Genomic DNA, 15,279 nt, shown 5'->3' on the forward strand with positions numbered 1-15,279 from the left:
TAGGCATGATCACCTCTTTCCTCCGGAGTCATCAAGCTCTCCCCAAATTTCGTTAAACAGGTCGTTAAAGCCTTGCTGCTCCCTTGCATGGAACGGCTGGACATCCCTGATGGATGCAGGAACCTCAAAGGTTTTGCGGATTCGTCCCGGATTTTTGTCCAGCACGATGACTCTGTCACTTACGGCAATGGCTTCAGATAGATCATGTGTAACCAAAATGGCCGTCTTGCCCTGCTTCTTCAGCGTATCTGAGATCAGGTCCTCCAGCTGCAATTTGGTCTGATAATCCAGAGCCGAGAAGGGCTCATCGAGCAGCAGCAGATCAGGGTTCGTTGCTAGCGTTCTTACCAGAGCCACACGCTGACGCATTCCGCCTGACAATGCCTGCGGATATGCGTCCTCTGTACCTGCAAGCCCCATCTCAGCGAGCAGATCACGCGTTGCTAGAAGCGAAGCTTCGCTGAGCTGTCCGGTAAGCTCAAGTCCAATCGAGGCATTTGCCAAAATTGTGCGCCATGGATACAAATAGTCCTGCTGCAGCATATAGCCCACTTGGGAAGAAGGTGAAGTGACCTTTTCTCCGGCCAGACGCACCTCCCCCTTCGTTGGCTGCAGCAGGCCTGCAATCATGGACAGAATGGTTGTTTTACCGCATCCGCTTGGACCTACCAGGCTGACGAATTCGCCAGCCTCGACCTCCATACTAATGGAATCCAGAGCCAGCTTTGCCTCCCGTTCCGTTACGTACACATGTGTAATTTGATCCAGTTCTATCCGTGTCATTTATTCACATCCTTTTTATGAACGGCGAACCTTACTTTCCAGCAGCTTCTTCAGCAAAAGTATTGTCTACTATCGCAGACGCAGGGACTCTCTCCTGCAGCTCGCCAGCATTCTCCATTACATCAAGCAGGTTATTCCATTCGTTATCGTCAATAATCGGGTCCAAAGCATACGTGCCTTGATCCTTATAGCGTTGTACACTGCTCACAATAATGTCACGATCCGCGTCTTTGAAATATGGCATGATGACATCGGCTATTTCTTCTGCCGTATGCTCTTCGACCCACAATTGAGCCTTGTGAATACTTTTCGTAAATTTGCTGACCACATCTTTGTTGTCTTTGATGAAGCTCTGTTTGGTCATAAATACGGTATACGGAAGCTTGCCGCTCTCAACTCCAAAGGAAGCAACGACCTTGCCTCTTCCTTCTTTTTCGAAGATGGATGCTTGCGGCTCGAACAGCTGTACATAATCGCCTGTTCCTGATGCAAACGCAGACGTGATATTGGCAAAGTCAATGTTCTGAATCAGTGTCAGATCCTGATGTGGATCGATCCCTTTCTTACCTAGGGCAAACTCACCGGCCATTTGCGGCATCCCGCCCTTTCTTTGGCCGAGGAACTCACTCCCCTTCAGCTGATCCCAATCGAATTCCGCCGATTGATCTCTCGCAAATAAGAAGGTGCCGTCCGTTTGTGTCAGCTGTGCGAAGTTAATGACCGGGTCCTCCGCTCCCTGCTGATACACATAGATTGACGTTTCAGAACCTACCAGCGCAATGTCGATGGAGCCTGCAAGCAGTGCCGCCATCGTCTTGTCTCCCCCCGCCGTGGTTTGGATCTCAACATCCAGACCCTCTTCCTCGAAGAAGCCCTGCGCGTGAGCGACATACTCTGGTGCATAAAAAACAGAGCGGGTTACTTCGCCAACGTTAACCTTAACGTTACCGCTGCTGCTTGAACTGCAGCCGCTTAGGACGACGCTGAATAAGAGCAGCAGAATTGCAGCAGGCATCCACCAAGCTTTTCCTTTCATTGAATAGCCCTCCCTTGAAATAAAGAATGTATGAACTATAATTATGCAGTCCATTCCCATTTGGTTAATCAGCCAGGTACTGACTCTCTTAAACTAAGCTCTTATTCACACAAAAAAAGCTGAAGGACTCTTGTAGAATCCTTCAGCTTTTTGGGATATGTTTAACTTTTCGGTTATCTGTTATCTCTTTATAGTTTATAGATTTCTTTATATTTGTTCTCCAGATAATTAGCAAGATAATCCGGATTCAGCTCTTCCCCTGTAATAGCAACTATTAATTCGGAAGGCTTGCGGGACTTGCCATATTGATAAACCTTGTCCGTCAGCCACTCTTTGAGTGGAGCAAGCTTCCCTTCCTTTATATAATTCTCGTATTCCGGGAGCTCCTTGGCCAGTGTATTCATGATTTGGGCTGCATACATATTACCAAGCGAGTAAGAGGCAAAATAACCAAAGTCTCCGCCTGACCAATGTACATCCTGAAGCAAACCAGCTCCGTCATCAGGAGGAGTAACGCCTAAATATTGTTTGTATTTCTCGTTCCATACCTGCGGAAGGTCCTTTACGTCCAGCTGTTCATTAAAGAGCATTTTCTCGATCTCATAGCGGATAATAATATGAAGATTATAAGTGAGCTCATCAGCTTCAATGCGGATCAGCGAGCTCTCTACTTTATTGATGGCTTCATAGAATTGATCCAGAGATATGTTCTCCAGTTGATTGGGAAAATAACTCCGTAATATCGGATAATAATGCTCCCAGAAAGCCCGGCTTCTGCCGATCATATTCTCCCATAATCTTGACTGAGACTCATGGATTCCCATGGATGTTCCCTCGGCAAGAAGAGTCCCTGCCAGATTTGAATCAATATTCTGCTCATAGAGGGCATGACCGCCTTCATGAAGAGAGCTAAAAATGGCGCTCGCCACATCTGTATCATAATAATGAGTGGTAATACGAACATCGCCGGGATTCAATCCCATAGCAAAAGGATGTACACTCTCGTCCAATCGGCCTGCCTCAAAATCATATCCCATTTCCTTTAATATATATTTACTGAACTCGGACTGCTGCTTAATATCAAAGGATTGTTTGAGGAAGGAAGTGTCCGGTTTATGTACGGATTGACTAATTGCTTCCTGTAAGGGAACAATTCGAGCTTTTAGTCGGCTAAATACTTCATCCAGCTTCTCTACCGTCAAATCCGGCTCATACATATCCAGAAGTGTGTCATAACGTGTATCTTTCACACCGTAGTAGTCAATAAATTCACTCTGCATAGCAACAATTCGAGATAAGTAGGGTTCAAACGACGCAAAATCAGCCTTTTCCTTGGCTACTTCCCATTTGGCTTGAGCCTGGGCCGTAAGAACACTGAATTCGCGAACCTTCTCTGCTGGAACAGATTGTGTACGGTCGAGCTCTTTCTTACAATCATTAATCAATCGCTGATGTACATCAGACAGAGCGGCAAATTCGTTCTCCTGTTTCAAAAAAGAGATCAAATCTTTCATTTCTTCTGATGTCTGCAGTTTAAAAGCTTCCGATGACAGCATCCCTATCGTTTCTGAACGGGTATCAATTCCTTTACGCGGTGCACCCGTGCTCATATCCCAGTGCAGGAGTCCAATTGCTTCATTGTAGCTTTTAATTTTTTTGTTCAGATCCAGAAATTGCTCTAATTTAGCCTGTAATTGCTGGCTCATCAGTGTCACCCCATCCATATTTTAATTCGCCTACCTATTGATCATACTTTTAGCTAAGATTATAATCAACATTTAAGAGCGTTAACTAGGGTTATAACATAAGCCCTAAATGACCAAGTAAAGGAGTGGGCCTAAATTATGAAAATCAATCTTAGTAAGGCAGCTGAAGAACTCCTGACCAAAGTTCTCGGTAACAGGCCAGGCTTCATTCGACTGATGTATGACAGCGAGGGGTGCGGCTGTGCGGTTAGCGGAGTTCCTGCGTTTCGTATTGTTGATGAGCAAGAAGACGGGGATATCGTATTGGATACGAACGTTCCGGATCTAACGTTTATTTTGGACAGCCAAAAGGCTGTTTTTTTTGAAGAAGAGCTGAATTTGGGAACCGATCCCGGAGACCTGTCTTTACGTCTGTCCAGCAGTGGTCAGCACTATGGTTTATACATTTTTCCGCGCGATGAACGTGCGGTTAATGCTTAGAAAATAATTACTCATTAACTGGAGGTATAAACAATGAACAGTATTAGTCAAATCATGGAGCATAATCGTAACTTTGTGGAGAAAAAAGAATATGAAGCCTATATCTCCGATAAATTCCCACAGAAGAAAATGATGATCGTAACTTGTATGGACACCCGTCTTGTTGAGCTGCTTCCCAAAGCGATGAACTTCAAGAATGGTGACGTCAAGATCGTTAAAACGGCCGGCGCTATCATCTCACATCCATTCGGAAGTGCGATGCGAAGCGTTCTAGTCGGCCTATATGAGCTGGGTGCTGACGAGGTCGTCGTAGTCGGTCATCATGAATGCGGCATGGCCTCTCTAAATGGTGAAGCGATGCTCTCGCATATGGTAGAACGTGGCATCGACGAGAAGGTGCTCAAGACGATCGACCATGCAGGAATTAAGCTGGATCGCTGGCTGCGCGGGTTTGACAATGTCCATGAAGGGGTAATGGAAACTGTGGAGTTGATTCGTAATCACCCACTATTGCCCCCAGGTACTCCTGTTCACGGCATGATCATTGATCCTAAGACAGGCGCTCTCGATCTTGTTGTGGATGGTTATGAGAACCAGGCATCTCTCTAATCCCTTGGGTCTGGATTGCTAATCAGCAGTCCAGGCCATTTTTTTATTAAATTTCTGTGACATTTATAACAACAGTTTACTCGTCATACGGCAATAACGGTTGTCAAACCATACAGTCGTGGTGTACACTTTTAAACATATATGGTCCTGGAAAACGCTTTTACGCTGTTATTCAAGACTATAGTTTAGTAAAGGAGACATGTCCACTTGAACATACTGTCTTATGGTTTGCTCGGGTTATTGACACGTGATGAATCATCTGGCTATGATCTCATGCTGAGGATTCAGCCCCACTGGCCTGCCAAGCACAGTCAGATTTATCCGCTGCTGTCCCGTATGGAAGAGGATGAGCTTCTCTCTTCACGCTGGATTGAGCAGACAGATAAGCCGGATAAGAAGATGTATAAGATCACGGATAAGGGAATACAGGTATTATTGGAATGGATGTATACACCCGTATCTACATCGCCTATTCGGGACGAACTGAGTCTTCGGCTGATTTGTTTTCAAATCACGAATCCGGCCCTGCTCAGACAATGGATTGAAGAACGCAGACAGTGGTACCAGATTCGTCAAGATTATTACGAAGATCTTCTCAAAGCGCTTCCAGACGAAGCTGTACAGCCTACACATTCCTATTTCGGTGATTATATTGTCAACACGAAGGCAGCAATGAAAGCCAAGGCAGGAATGGAATGGTGTGATTGGGTATCCGACCTGATTCGTTCCGGTCATGCTGAACAAAAAGTATCCAATTCACACTAAAATTTAAAAATATGAAACCAACATATTTTTTAAGCGTATGTAAGTATTAAACACTAAAAATCACTCTTAGGAGGTAACATTTCTCACATGAAAAAATGGTTCAGTTCAAAACGTTTACTTATGGTCATGATGGCATTTACTTTGATCTTCTCGACTGTAGCAATTCCAGATAATGCAGATGCACGTCGTGGTGGCGGCGGTTTCAAATCCGGAACTAAATCTTATACAAATACACCTAATCGTTCGAATGATAGTAACAGCAATGTCTCAAATTCCACAACGAACCGTAATAACAATGCTACCAATTCTACAACGAACCAAAACCGCGGATTTTTCAGCGGCGGCTCACTTATGAAAGGTCTAATGATTGGTGGACTTGCAGGTATGCTCTTCGGGGGATTGTTCGGAGGAATGGGCTTCTTCGGAGAACTTCTTGGTCTTGCAATTAACCTTCTTGCCATCTTTGTATTAATCAGCCTTGGTGTAGGTATCTACAGAGCTATCAAGAGACGTCGTGAAGAGAAAGAAAAATCCCGCAACATCTATGACGGAAACGGACGGTACTAAGCTCTATGGTAATCACAATGGATGAGATTGTTAATGCCATATGTCTTCATATCGCTGAACGTAAGCAGATCAAACCGACAGATGTACAGGTGGAGCTTAGTTGGGATGAAGATACAGGCTACTCAGCCGAGGTTTGGGCTCAGGGACGCAGCCAATATCTCATTGAATCCAATATGATTGAAGCTATTCTGCGATATGTACATCAGGAGTATAATATCCGTGCCTACCGTGAGGATGTTACACTAGAGCTTGATGAAGAAATTACAGCCAGAATTCGTACGTAGTCAATGAACGTTAACCGCCTCGGGCTTATGCTCGAGGCGGTTTTATTTTTGCTCATTAGTTCACAGGCCTAAACTCTTCTCGAAGCTGCTCCGTTGACGTTATAGGAGCGCTGCAGGAGAAGCCCCGGCAAATGTACACAGTCCCTTCTCCATTAATGGCGGGCTTGTCGACTAGACCAGGAATAAGTTCGGCTAGGGCATACTCTGACTCGCCTTCATAGTTAATGATAAGGGAAGCATCAGGCGTATATGATTTGTGGATGATAGAGATCATCTCCTGCATCTTGATATCATTCGTTCTTCCACTGATTATAATTTGGCGTCCTCCGAGTCGTGCGTAGGACATGCCAAGCAGATACATCGCATGACGATCAGCATGGAAACTCGCTTCTCCTGCCATAGAATGAAGCCATTGTTCTCCCTTCTGCATCAGCTCTCTATCCTGAGTTATAGCTGCCCATTTGGTAATCAGCAACGAAAGAACCATAGTAGTACCTGCAGGCAATGCATCTCCATCAATCCCATTTCCGTCAGTATATCGCTGCTCTCGATCTACTCCTGACCGCTGGAAGTTCCCTTCTGTGGGTTCCCAATACCGTCCGAACAGTGCATCCTTAAGCTCCAATGCTTTAACCAAATAAGCAGGCTGCCCTGTCACTTCATACAGTTCCATCAGTCCCCAAGACAAAGATGCATAGTCTTCTATATTCGCTGGATGCACAAGTTCTCCATCTCGATAGCCTGAACGCAGATTGCCGTCTTGATCACGCAGCTTGTTCCATATGAAATCAGCCGCTTTTGCTCCAGCATCTGCATATCTCGTTTGCTGCAACGCTTTAGCCCCCTTGGCCAGAGCTGCGATCATCAGACCATTCGAAGCAGTGTGTACACAGTTATCCTTGACTGGACGCACCCTCGTCTCACGATATTGCAGCAGCTTCTGCCGGTCTTCCTCCAGCAAATTGCGCAGGGCGAGTGGATTTAAACCTCTCCGCTCCGCCTGCTCCTCAGGAGTTCCTTTCATCAGACTGGGAATGCTCAGTCCTGCGAAATCACCTTCAGGCTCAATAGCGTACACATTACAATATCGATGCATCTCCTCTACACCCAGTACATCTTCAATCTCCTGGCGGGTAAATTCATAATATCGTCCAGTCTCCTCTTCCGAGTTGGCACCTTCTGCAGCATGAAAGGCTCCTTCAGACGAAGTCATCTCTCTTAGTACATAAGAGAAAATGGATTCTGCGATCTCCGCATACAGCGGATGCTCTGTTAACTGATAGGCTTCAAGGTAAGTCATTGCAAGCAAGGCATTGTTATTTAACATTTTTTCAAAATACGGAACAAGGCCCCTCTCATCTGTTGAATATGTGAAAAAACCATGACCCACATGATCATAAATACTGCTTCGGTACAATCGATGCAGGGTATGTTCCACCATTTCTAAGGCTTTGGCCTGGCTATATACCCTGGCATAATTCATTAAGAACATGAGTTGAACAGGAGAGAAAGGTTGGTGCCCTGCTTCAGTTTTTCCGAGTTCGGAATCAAAGGCATTCTCCAGCTGACGGTAGGCCCCGTGTAGAAGTTCTTCGCCAGCTGCAGCCGTATATTGTTCATTTTCTTGAATGACTCGATTTAAATGATGACCTTCCGTTTCTCTAATCATAAGCTCCTCCATTTCTACGATAATCTGTTTAAGATAACGGCTAATGCACTTATTCATACTTCAACAGAAACTTACAATATGAAGCACTGAATTAATATTGACCATTTATTGAATGTCGTCAGAAAAAATTCTTTAATCTTGTTTATATTTCGAAAAATTGTTTAAATAATAATTAAGTTCCATCGTCAGCAATGCAAATTTATATATTTATCTACCTCTATTTTTCTTCTCAACCATCGTTATCCTATTACATCTACCTTTACATCATTCACTAACCTAAACCCTAATTAATTTAGCTATATGAGCTTTACATTTTTCTAATCTAATTAACTAACAATTTTCACGAATATATTGACCTTTGGTATACCTATATGTAAAATAAAGTAAATTTGTGAGACTGAGGAGAAGGTGAGTATGGTTGTAGATCCTGATATACTTGTTAGAGCTAACAATATGGATTCACTTATTAAAAGTATCGAAGTAAGCTGCGCACATGAGGACTGGGAAGAAGTTATTACTTTATCTCAAGCTTTGCTACATGCTGCTGAACTGGTACATTTTGATATTGTACATCGAAATGGTCCCACCAATGTATACAACAAGCATATCATCTACTATTTTGCCTATAGTCACTTGATGTCGAGCTTATCTTATCAAAAGCTAAAACAATACTCTGAGTCGATCAAATATATTTCTTATTATTCGGAATTGAGCTGGCTTAGTGATGGTACGAAGGCGGGAGAAGCCGTAATTGAGGAATTCAAATCATTTGCTGCCGCTCACTTGTTAACACTTGAAATATTACGTGGAAATGTTAGCAAACTGCCCGAATATGAAGCTTATCTTGAGAATTATTCAGGTTATGCAGTCCTAATCGGTCTCTCGATCCTGCTTGAATCTGCCATTGAACACGGTTACTGTATTGATCGACAATTATTGCGGTTTAAGCAAAATATCAACAGCTATGATTATTATGCAGAACGTAATATGGCTTCCCAATATTTATCGTATCAATATTTGCTTGCTCAGTATGAACAGCTGAACGATCAGCATTCTGAGGCGCTGTGTACAGCAGTCTATACATTATGGGCAGCAGACAGACTTAACAATGACAATTATTTCAAAAAAGCCATCCATTTATTTGAGTCTTTGCGTAAAAATGCTTCCGTTTCTCAATTAACGGCATGCTTTAATCAGCCATTTTATTAAGCTATATTATTATTAACCATAGAATGATTGATTCAAGATGACAGCGAAATGCTGTCATCTTTATTTTGATGCTTGTGCTATCGCTTTAAATATAAATCATCAGGTGCCATATCTCTCAACTTCTGTTCATCCAACAGTATAAGCTCCCCTCGTCTGCGCTCTAAGATGCCGGTCTCCGTAAATTGTTTGACCACTCTATTTAAATGACGATAGCTTGTACCAAGCAAGTCCGCAATTTCGTTCAAGCTTCGGCTGGATATTTTATTCAAGACAACCCCCGTCTCTGAATCCAACATCATAGAGGTCAAATAACCCGCAAATTTCTTATCTAATGGATAGAGCAAATTAACACTGCTCGAACGATTCAGACTCGTCAGCTTGTAGCACATATGCTCCAGCAGGAAATGCAGAAATGCAGGCTGACTGATGTAATGCTGATTAAGAGCTGAATAGCTGATTCCAATCAAAATGGCGGGTCTTACACATTCTACTGTCGTACTCGCCTTATTCTTCGTCACCAGCTCCACATCTCCTATCAAGCTGAGTGGATCATTGAACCGGAGGGCAAGAGACTTTCCATTTGACATGGTCGTATAGACTTTAAGCCTGCCCTGTACCAGGAAGAACAAATGGTCGATCTCGTCGCCGCTCGAGCACACCCGATCTCCATGCATAAGCTCATACAGCTTCATATCGTGAATATTTACAGTGTTCAGCAGTATATCCAGCTCATATGTTTGGATAAACCTCATTAGCAAATCTTCATTATGCAAAAGTTTCAAATTCCAGAAGCTCCTCTCGTTATATATGTGGATTAACGATTACCATCCAATTTTTGTTAATCATGCAGGCAAACGCCCTTTCTTCGGCTAGAAGCCCAGGTACAAGGTACTTATGAACTCGTTCTCCCGTACATTATGCTAAAAATAAAATCGGGACGCATGAGTGAACAGTACCCAAAGAGGTGAGCGATGTGCCTATCAAAAACGGTAAACAGTACATTGAACGAATCGATCGCCAACATATTAACTTATGGTATAATGGCGAACGAGTTAATGGTCCATTATCTAAGCATCCCGTATTTAGTGGACTCATGCAAACGCAGGCCAAGTTGTATGACATGCAGTGTGATGACAAATATAAAGATCAAATGACTTATTTATCTCCAGACACGGGTGAGTCCGTGGGTCTATCGTATCTACCGCCAAAAAGCTTGGAAGATTTGCAGAAACGAAGAAAGATGATTGAGCTATGGTCAAGGGAGCATCATGGTTTTCTTGGAAGATCACCAGATTACATGAATACAGCGATGATGTCCTTCTATACCGCCGCACATACGCTGGAGGAGCATAACCCCGCATTTGCTCAAAACTTAAGAGATTACTATGCCTATTGCAGAGATCACGACATAACTTTATCCCACGCCTTTATTCAGCCTCCTGCTAGCAAATGGTCCGGTCAAATCGATCAGTTCGAGGATTCCATCGCTGCAAAAGTTGAAGAAATTACCGAGGAAGGTTACGTCGTCAGCGGAGCCTTTATGATGGCAACGCAAGGACCAACCTGTGACGAGATGATTGTCTTCCCTACCCCTTCTCTTGCTCCTGAGGATGAAGTGAACCCTTATGCATTTGCTTTTGCCGTTCCAAATACTCTTGAGGGAATGACCTTTATTTGTCGCGAAAGTCATGCATCAGAATCATCCTATGATCATCCACTGAGCTCAAGATTCGAGGAGATGGATACACTAGTTATTTTTGACAGGGTATTGGTACCGCATAACCGCATGTTCTATTATGGGGATGAAACCTTTGGCTTCAGGCTCTTTCATGATGGCCACTTTCATACCCATATTGGACATCAAATTATATCACGTTACATTGCCAAAACTGAATTTCTTCTGGGTTTATTTGAGGCCTTGGCAGATGAACAAAATGTTGGGCTGGAGCCTCTTTCTGTTGCCAATGTTTCAAAAATCATGACCATGCTGGAGAACTTCAAAGCACTGAGACTTGCTTCTGAAACTTCTGCCGAGCTGGATGAACAGGGAATCCTGATCCCTTCAAGCAGTCCACTTCTCGCTGCGAGCGTTCAGTTTCCTCCATTTTATCTTGAAGTAATCAATATGCTCCAATTGCTTGGATCCAGCGGCATCATTATGTCCCCTATGAAAAATGATCTTTCATCAGAACCAAGTCTATATGTGAATCAATATTTAAAAGGCCTCACAACGGAGGCCAAGGATCGTATTGCATTATTCAGGCTGGTTTGGGAGCTTACTGTCGGCCCATTTGGAGGAAGACAAAGCCAATTTGAACGCTTCTTTTTTGGAAGCGCCCAAACGGTTCACATTCGTATGTACAACAGCTATGATAATCATGAAGATTATCGCCAGCTGATTCATAACTTTCTAGCTAATCGAGATACATGATCTCGGAGCTGTTAATTGACTTTGCTTGGGGCGTCGTATAGCGGAATATCCGACGCTCCAACTGTATCGAGACATAGAGGGGTAACGAGCTTGACATAATCCAATGCCTCATCATATCTGTGCTTATCCGGGATTAACGTTATCTTGCGCCGGTCCAGCAAACAATTGACTTCGATTCGTTCCGGAATACATCCAAAAGCATGGTGGCAGAATACAATCATCATGTTTTGGTATGCCCGAATGACTTCTTCGTGATAATTGACAATATATTTTTGGATATAGAGCCCTTTCCGCACCATACGATCAGGCTGCCATGCCACCTGGAAGATAACAGACAGGTCCATATTTAAGTCTGATATACAAGCTTTGTGCTCTTCATACAGCAGGACAGGCTGTAACAGCTCCGTATGCTGTGTTAGCAGTCGGACAAGCTCATCGGTTACTCCCCATTTCACATTCCAAAAATGATCGCTGGATTCAAAACCTGTAGCATGTTTAGGCCATCTTTTCTCTAGCAAATACTGAATGGGTACTTCTCTGCGAACCTCCGGAGTCAAGCTGTAGTAATCATTAATGGTATGACTGACAGCATACTGAACCCGATGTCTCCATTCCAGGCTCTGCTGCTTGCCCTTGGCTAAATTTCTTAGTCGGTTAAGGGATCTTTCAGACCATAACATTTCCTCCAGCTTATAATCTGTTAATATCCTCTTATGTGGTATCGCTTCAGAAGGTCTCTCCATTGATATCTCTCTCCTTCTCCCTTAAGCTCTTCTCCATTTATGCCTCTGTCTAGTTATAATCTGAATCAATTTCACAAATTAGGATACATGTGCTAAAATTCCGGCAAACCGCTCACCCAGCGCCCTGCAGTCCTTCTTCTCCTCGTCCAGCGGGCTGTACTCTATTTTTAGTGAAGGCTCCGTAACAATGGCTCCACGCTCCTTAAGCTTGGCTTCAGCCGTATCTACAGCGCCGCAGAACAAGTCATAGGATGTATCTCCGCTTCCAAACAAGGCTACTTTATAGCCGCTCAGATCCACTTCGTCCAGTTCATCATAAAAATCAAGGAACTCATCCGGCAGATCTCCGTCTCCCCAGGTGTATAGACCGATCATGGTGCCATCGTAATTCAGCATTTCATCGGCGTTACAATTCTCCGCTGATTTCAGTACAGCTGTATGACCTGCATTCTGTACTCCTTCTGCAATAAGCTCCGCAATTTCTTCTGTATTCCCTGTTAAACTTGCATATACGATTAAGATGTTTGCCATCGCTAATTATCCCTCATTTACTTTTGATATGGAACCATCATATTTGATAATGATTCTCATTGTCAACAGTAAATGAACGACAGCCTGATCCGCTATCCTGCGACAAATGAATGAAAATCGTGTATTCTGCTGAAATTTCCGACACAAAATAAGCCGCTTTCTCTAAAGAGAAAACGGCTCAACCTTTCTATACTAAGTTCTATATTAATACAGGCTTGTCACAACACTATCTATACGCGTTCAGCGGTCATTTTTTGTTCTTTCGTCAGCAAAGGCTCAAATTCATATACCCAGGTTCCATTCTCCGCAACCTTGATCTTTACCAGTCCCTTTTTTCGCAAGCTGGCTATAATGTGTTCTGCTTCCTTGCTGTGAAGGTCCGTGTAGAGCGATATTTCAGATATCGTTAATAAATACTCATGCTTCATCGCGAGCTTCATAAGCTCCTTTTCAAGGGCAAGCTCCCGTCTCTTCTTCATTGAAGAGAGCTCATACAGGCCGTAAGCTAGCGGTGCAGCACCGAATAGCACAAATCCGAGATCGAATCCGGATTGCATCGAAACAAATGAGTATGTATACAACACGATGGAGAATATACCAAGGGCGACAAGAGTTACTGCGATCCATGTTCTGCTATTACTCATCATCAAACCTCCCTTCTCTTACTTTACCCCAAAAGAGGTGATTAAGCACATTTCCAATGAATCAAAATCCTTTTGAATTCCAGCTCAAGCTAATATAACGCAAAAAACGGGGAATACTGGCATGAAAACACGTAATTGTTGTACAATAGTACCTAATTGTAATTATAGCAATTCGTAAATATAAGATGAAAATGAACTTGAAGGATGGATTATTACATGTACGCATCACAGCAATGGAAAGACTATGAACTCATAGATACAGGCGGCGGGGAGAAGCTTGAGCGCTGGGGAGATATTATTCTCCGCAGACCCGATCCGCAGATCATCTGGCCGCTTGAGAAGGAAACTGGAGCCTGGAGAAACGTCCATGGCCACTATCATCGCAGCTCCTCCGGCGGAGGTAATTGGGATATGAAAAAGCCCATCCCCGAACGCTGGACAATCTCTTATGAAGAGCTCAAATTCTACATTAAGCCAACCAATTTCAAGCATACGGGCTTATTTCCCGAACAAGCAGCGAACTGGAGCTGGATGATCGACAAGATTCAAAATGCCGGCAGACCGATCTCGGTACTGAATCTGTTCGCTTATACCGGTGGTGCCACTGTAGCTAGTGCCTACGCTGGTGCCAGCGTTGTACACGTTGATGCAGCGAAGGGCATGGTTCAATGGGCTAAGGAGAATGTACAGCTCTCTGGACTTGGCGACCGGCCTGTCCGTTATATAACAGACGATGTATTCAAATTCGTTCAACGCGAGCATCGCCGAGGTAATCGCTACGACGCAATCATTATGGATCCTCCATCCTATGGACGTGGACCGAATGGCGAGACTTGGAAGCTGGAGCAGAACCTCTACCCATTCCTGGAATCATGCACAGGCATTCTGACGGATAACCCCCTGTTTGTTCTCATTAATTCGTATACAACAGGAATCTCACCAACCGTGCTGTCTAATATGTTAACGATGACGATGCAAAATAAATACGGCGGTAAAATTTCATCTGGTGAGATCGGGCTTCCGATTACAGCATCCAATATGATGCTGCCTTGTGGAATCTTGGGTCGCTGGGAGTCTTGATCCGATGAGTGATTCACAGCCGCTATCTATATTATACGAGGACAACCACCTGCTTGGTGTCGAAAAAATCGTCAATGTGCCAACACAGGCCGATGCATCCGGTGATATGGACATGTTGTCCATTCTCAAAGAGGATATTAAAGTCCGATTCTCAAAGCCGGGAAATGTATATCTTGGCCTCGTTCACCGTCTGGATCGACCTGTTGGAGGAGCTATGATCTTTGCTAAAACTTCAAAAGCTGCATCCAGGCTATCGGATGCGGTCAGAACCCGAAAGTTTGAGAAGACTTATATGGCTGTTGTTCACGGAACTCCTCCTGCCAAGCAGGGTAGACTTACGCATACACTGCTGAAGAACGAGAAGACAAACATCGTATCTGTTGTGCCGGAAGGTACGCCTGGCGGAAAGAATGCGATCTTGGATTATTACGTGCTGGGACAGACAGACAAGCTGTCACTCGTTCAGGTAGTACTGCATACAGGGAGATCGCACCAGATACGAGTTCAATGTCTGGCAATGGGCTGTCCCTTATATGGAGACCAAAAATATGGAGCGGAATTAAACAAGCCAGGACAACAGCTCGCGCTTTGGTCCGTGTCCGTTGGCTTTCCTCATCCCGTAACGAAGGAACACGTGCAGCTGATTTCCGTTCCGCCCCGCAAATTTCCATGGAGCGAATGGCCTGAACCATTGTATAAAAGTGCAGCGACTCAGCCTTTCGTATAAAATATGCATATACGT

General features: G+C 44.0%; 17 protein-coding genes. 9 read left to right on the forward strand and 8 right to left on the reverse strand.

Annotated features, from left to right (window positions below; translation table 11 throughout):
- Positions 1-9: 9 nt before the first annotated feature.
- The 3 genes from ACFSVM_RS13700 to ACFSVM_RS13710 all read right to left on the reverse strand — a co-directional run bounded on the left by ACFSVM_RS13700 (position 10) and on the right by ACFSVM_RS13710 (position 3,525).
- Positions 10-783 carry an ABC transporter ATP-binding protein gene (locus ACFSVM_RS13700; protein ID WP_076312812.1) on the reverse strand — a complete coding sequence of 258 codons (774 nt, stop codon included), beginning with the start codon at positions 781-783 and terminating at the stop codon, positions 10-12.
- Positions 784-814: 31 nt separating this feature from the next.
- A complete protein-coding gene (locus ACFSVM_RS13705; protein WP_379262736.1) occupies positions 815-1,819 on the reverse strand; it encodes an ABC transporter substrate-binding protein in 1,005 nt (334 codons plus the stop codon).
- A 188-nt stretch (positions 1,820-2,007) separates the two neighbouring features.
- Positions 2,008-3,525: a carboxypeptidase M32 gene (locus tag ACFSVM_RS13710; RefSeq protein WP_379262738.1), complete on the reverse strand. Its 1,518-nt coding sequence runs from the start codon at positions 3,523-3,525 to the stop codon at positions 2,008-2,010.
- A gap of 138 nt (positions 3,526-3,663) precedes the next feature.
- Here ACFSVM_RS13710 and ACFSVM_RS13715 point away from each other — a divergent pair, with 138 nt between their 5' ends.
- The 5 genes from ACFSVM_RS13715 to ACFSVM_RS13735 all read left to right on the forward strand — a co-directional run bounded on the left by ACFSVM_RS13715 (position 3,664) and on the right by ACFSVM_RS13735 (position 6,230).
- On the forward strand, positions 3,664-4,005 hold the full coding sequence (locus tag ACFSVM_RS13715) for an iron-sulfur cluster biosynthesis family protein (RefSeq protein ID WP_379262740.1): 342 nt from the start codon (positions 3,664-3,666) through the stop codon (positions 4,003-4,005).
- A 33-nt stretch (positions 4,006-4,038) separates the two neighbouring features.
- Positions 4,039-4,614: a beta-class carbonic anhydrase gene (locus tag ACFSVM_RS13720; protein ID WP_047910680.1), complete on the forward strand. Its 576-nt coding sequence runs from the start codon at positions 4,039-4,041 to the stop codon at positions 4,612-4,614.
- A gap of 207 nt (positions 4,615-4,821) precedes the next feature.
- Entirely contained in the window at positions 4,822-5,379 is a 558-nt protein-coding gene (locus tag ACFSVM_RS13725; protein WP_379262743.1) for a PadR family transcriptional regulator, read from the forward strand.
- Between the two features lie 87 nt (positions 5,380-5,466).
- The gene (locus tag ACFSVM_RS13730) at positions 5,467-5,946 is read left to right on the forward strand and encodes a hypothetical protein (protein WP_047910682.1); all 480 of its coding nucleotides are present in this window, start codon (positions 5,467-5,469) and stop codon (positions 5,944-5,946) included.
- 5 nt (positions 5,947-5,951) lie between these two features.
- Positions 5,952-6,230, forward strand: a complete 279-nt coding sequence (locus ACFSVM_RS13735) for a YxcD family protein (protein ID WP_379262745.1) — start codon at positions 5,952-5,954, stop codon at positions 6,228-6,230.
- A 55-nt stretch (positions 6,231-6,285) separates the two neighbouring features.
- Here the strand turns inward: ACFSVM_RS13735 and ACFSVM_RS13740 are convergent, their stop codons facing one another.
- On the reverse strand, positions 6,286-7,899 hold the full coding sequence (locus ACFSVM_RS13740) for a thioredoxin domain-containing protein (RefSeq protein ID WP_379262747.1): 1,614 nt from the start codon (positions 7,897-7,899) through the stop codon (positions 6,286-6,288).
- Positions 7,900-8,313: 414 nt separating this feature from the next.
- Between ACFSVM_RS13740 and ACFSVM_RS13745 the strand changes: the two genes are divergently transcribed.
- A complete protein-coding gene (locus tag ACFSVM_RS13745) occupies positions 8,314-9,108 on the forward strand; it encodes a hypothetical protein (protein WP_379262749.1) in 795 nt (264 codons plus the stop codon).
- A 77-nt stretch (positions 9,109-9,185) separates the two neighbouring features.
- Here ACFSVM_RS13745 and ACFSVM_RS13750 read toward each other — a convergent pair whose 3' ends face one another.
- Positions 9,186-9,890, reverse strand: coding sequence for a Crp/Fnr family transcriptional regulator (locus ACFSVM_RS13750; protein ID WP_379262751.1), 705 nt, complete (start codon positions 9,888-9,890; stop codon positions 9,186-9,188).
- Positions 9,891-10,081: 191 nt separating this feature from the next.
- Here ACFSVM_RS13750 and ACFSVM_RS13755 point away from each other — a divergent pair, with 191 nt between their 5' ends.
- Complete coding sequence (locus ACFSVM_RS13755; protein ID WP_379262753.1) at positions 10,082-11,539, forward strand: 4-hydroxyphenylacetate 3-hydroxylase family protein; 1,458 nt, start codon at positions 10,082-10,084, stop codon at positions 11,537-11,539.
- Positions 11,540-11,550: 11 nt separating this feature from the next.
- On the opposite strand, the gene ACFSVM_RS13760 is transcribed toward ACFSVM_RS13755, so the two are convergent.
- From ACFSVM_RS13760 to ACFSVM_RS13770, 3 genes are all read right to left on the reverse strand, one after another.
- Complete coding sequence (locus ACFSVM_RS13760; protein WP_379262755.1) at positions 11,551-12,282, reverse strand: hypothetical protein; 732 nt, start codon at positions 12,280-12,282, stop codon at positions 11,551-11,553.
- 78 nt (positions 12,283-12,360) lie between these two features.
- The gene (locus tag ACFSVM_RS13765) at positions 12,361-12,813 is read right to left on the reverse strand and encodes a flavodoxin (RefSeq protein ID WP_076312823.1); all 453 of its coding nucleotides are present in this window, start codon (positions 12,811-12,813) and stop codon (positions 12,361-12,363) included.
- A gap of 230 nt (positions 12,814-13,043) precedes the next feature.
- On the reverse strand, positions 13,044-13,460 hold the full coding sequence (locus tag ACFSVM_RS13770) for a hypothetical protein (protein WP_379262758.1): 417 nt from the start codon (positions 13,458-13,460) through the stop codon (positions 13,044-13,046).
- Positions 13,461-13,673: 213 nt separating this feature from the next.
- Between ACFSVM_RS13770 and ACFSVM_RS13775 the strand changes: the two genes are divergently transcribed.
- Together ACFSVM_RS13775 and ACFSVM_RS13780 are read left to right on the forward strand one after the other, a co-directional pair.
- Positions 13,674-14,537 carry a class I SAM-dependent methyltransferase gene (locus tag ACFSVM_RS13775; RefSeq protein WP_379262760.1) on the forward strand — a complete coding sequence of 288 codons (864 nt, stop codon included), beginning with the start codon at positions 13,674-13,676 and terminating at the stop codon, positions 14,535-14,537.
- A gap of 4 nt (positions 14,538-14,541) precedes the next feature.
- Positions 14,542-15,264 (forward strand): RluA family pseudouridine synthase, encoded by a 723-nt coding sequence (locus ACFSVM_RS13780; protein ID WP_379262762.1) that lies wholly within the window; start codon positions 14,542-14,544, stop codon positions 15,262-15,264.
- The last annotated feature ends 15 nt before the right edge of the window (positions 15,265-15,279 follow it).

Source organism: Paenibacillus shunpengii (assembly GCF_042684905.1).
Classification (GTDB): domain Bacteria; phylum Bacillota; class Bacilli; order Paenibacillales; family Paenibacillaceae; genus Paenibacillus; species Paenibacillus shunpengii.

What these genes read in the sequence shown, in the direction of transcription:
- ACFSVM_RS13760 (WP_379262755.1), bottom strand. Translation starts at nt 12,282, where the DNA reads ATGGAGAGACCTTCTGAAGCGATACCACATAAGAGGATATTAACAGAT.
- ACFSVM_RS13780 (WP_379262762.1), top strand. Translation starts at nt 14,542, where the DNA reads ATGAGTGATTCACAGCCGCTATCTATATTATACGAGGACAACCACCTG.
- ACFSVM_RS13765 (WP_076312823.1), bottom strand. Translation starts at nt 12,813, where the DNA reads ATGGCAAACATCTTAATCGTATATGCAAGTTTAACAGGGAATACAGAA.
- ACFSVM_RS13715 (WP_379262740.1), top strand. Translation starts at nt 3,664, where the DNA reads ATGAAAATCAATCTTAGTAAGGCAGCTGAAGAACTCCTGACCAAAGTT.
- ACFSVM_RS13720 (WP_047910680.1), top strand. Translation starts at nt 4,039, where the DNA reads ATGAACAGTATTAGTCAAATCATGGAGCATAATCGTAACTTTGTGGAG.
- ACFSVM_RS13745 (WP_379262749.1), top strand. Translation starts at nt 8,314, where the DNA reads ATGGTTGTAGATCCTGATATACTTGTTAGAGCTAACAATATGGATTCA.
- ACFSVM_RS13740 (WP_379262747.1), bottom strand. Translation starts at nt 7,899, where the DNA reads ATGATTAGAGAAACGGAAGGTCATCATTTAAATCGAGTCATTCAAGAA.
- ACFSVM_RS13705 (WP_379262736.1), bottom strand. Translation starts at nt 1,819, where the DNA reads ATGAAAGGAAAAGCTTGGTGGATGCCTGCTGCAATTCTGCTGCTCTTA.
- ACFSVM_RS13700 (WP_076312812.1), bottom strand. Translation starts at nt 783, where the DNA reads ATGACACGGATAGAACTGGATCAAATTACACATGTGTACGTAACGGAA.
- ACFSVM_RS13730 (WP_047910682.1), top strand. Translation starts at nt 5,467, where the DNA reads ATGAAAAAATGGTTCAGTTCAAAACGTTTACTTATGGTCATGATGGCA.
- ACFSVM_RS13735 (WP_379262745.1), top strand. Translation starts at nt 5,952, where the DNA reads ATGGTAATCACAATGGATGAGATTGTTAATGCCATATGTCTTCATATC.
- ACFSVM_RS13710 (WP_379262738.1), bottom strand. Translation starts at nt 3,525, where the DNA reads ATGAGCCAGCAATTACAGGCTAAATTAGAGCAATTTCTGGATCTGAAC.
- ACFSVM_RS13775 (WP_379262760.1), top strand. Translation starts at nt 13,674, where the DNA reads ATGTACGCATCACAGCAATGGAAAGACTATGAACTCATAGATACAGGC.
- ACFSVM_RS13770 (WP_379262758.1), bottom strand. Translation starts at nt 13,460, where the DNA reads ATGATGAGTAATAGCAGAACATGGATCGCAGTAACTCTTGTCGCCCTT.